Source organism: Pedobacter sp. AC464 (assembly GCF_979253075.1).
In genome coordinates, this window is record NZ_CEEDBV010000003.1 from 4,003 (window position 1) to 5,803 (window position 1,801).

Below are 1,801 nucleotides of genomic sequence, written 5' to 3' on the forward strand. Positions count from 1 at the left end.
TTTTTTAGAGTATCATGTTGCGCAGCGAGTAGTCAACTCTGCTCCAGAAAGGAGGTATTCCAGCCGCACCTTCCGGTACGGCTACCTTGTTACGACTTAGCCCCAGTTATCGGTTTTACCCTAGGACGCTCCTTACGGTTACATACTTTAGGTACCCCCAACTTCCATGGCTTGACGGGCGGTGTGTACAAGGCCCGGGAACGTATTCACCGCGTCATTGCTGATACGCGATTACTAGCGAATCCAACTTCATGGGGTCGAGTTGCAGACCCCAATCCGAACTGTGAATGGCTTTGTGAGATTCGCATACTGTTGCCAGCTAGCTGCCCTCTGTACCATCCATTGTAGCACGTGTGTAGCCCCGGACGTAAGGGCCATGATGACTTGACGTCGTCCCCTCCTTCCTCTCTGTTTGCACAGGCAGTCTGTTTAGAGTCCCCATCATTACATGCTGGCAACTAAACATAGGGGTTGCGCTCGTTGCGGGACTTAACCCAACACCTCACGGCACGAGCTGACGACAGCCATGCAGCACCTAGTTTCGTGTGATTGCTCACTTATTCATCTCTGAATAATTCACTAACTTTCAAGCCCGGGTAAGGTTCCTCGCGTATCATCGAATTAAACCACATGCTCCTCCGCTTGTGCGGGCCCCCGTCAATTCCTTTGAGTTTCACTCTTGCGAGCGTACTCCCCAGGTGGAATACTTAACGCTTTCGCTTAGCCGCTAACTGTATATCGCTAACAGCGAGTATTCATCGTTTAGGGCGTGGACTACCAGGGTATCTAATCCTGTTTGATCCCCACGCTTTCGTGCCTCAGCGTCAATAAAACCATAGTAAGCTGCCTTCGCAATCGGTGTTCTGAGACATATCTATGCATTTCACCGCTACTTGTCTCATTCCGCCTACCTCTAGTTCATTCAAGCCCGTCAGTATCAAAGGCACTGCGATAGTTGAGCTACCGTCTTTCACCTCTGACTTAACAGGCCGCCTACGCACCCTTTAAACCCAATAAATCCGGATAACGCTTGGATCCTCCGTATTACCGCGGCTGCTGGCACGGAGTTAGCCGATCCTTATTCTTCCGGTACATTCAGCTCTCTACACGTAGAAAGGTTTATTCCCGGATAAAAGCAGTTTACAACCCATAGGGCCGTCTTCCTGCACGCGGCATGGCTGGTTCAGAGTTGCCTCCATTGACCAATATTCCTTACTGCTGCCTCCCGTAGGAGTCTGGTCCGTGTCTCAGTACCAGTGTGGGGGGTCATCCTCTCAGATCCCCTAGTCATCGTCGCCTTGGTGGGCCGTTACCCCGCCAACTAGCTAATGACACGCATGCCCATCTTAATCCTATAAATATTTGAACATTGAATAATGCTATTCTGTGTTTTTATGCGGTGTTAATCCGAATTTCTTCGGGCTATCCCCCTGATTAAGGTAGGTTGCATACGCGTTACGCACCCGTGCGCCACTTTTCCAAGAAGCAAGCCTCTTGGTATCGTTCGACTTGCATGTATTAGGCCTGCCGCTAGCGTTCATCCTGAGCCAGGATCAAACTCTCCATTGTAAAATGTTGTTGTTTAATACTGACCAGTTTTAACTATTGTTAAAAATAGTCTTCTTTTTTAATTATGTCTGTCAGACATTGACTTTAAAATCAAGCTCCGGTATTCTGTACTTGAATCCGTACTTTATTACCTCGCTTGCGCTACATTGACATCTCTTTTAAGAACTTGTTCGGCACAGTACCTCGCGGCGGCCTTTTATATATCGTTAAGCTTTTAATCTGCTGAAGTCTT

The 1,801-nt window shown here is 48.4% G+C and carries 1 rRNA gene; it reads right to left on the minus strand.

From position 1 onward, the window contains the following. Nucleotides 1-47 precede the first annotated feature (47 nt). Nucleotides 48-1,569 (minus strand): 16S ribosomal RNA (locus AC0IWT_RS19965). Nucleotides 1,570-1,801: the final 232 nt, after the last annotated feature.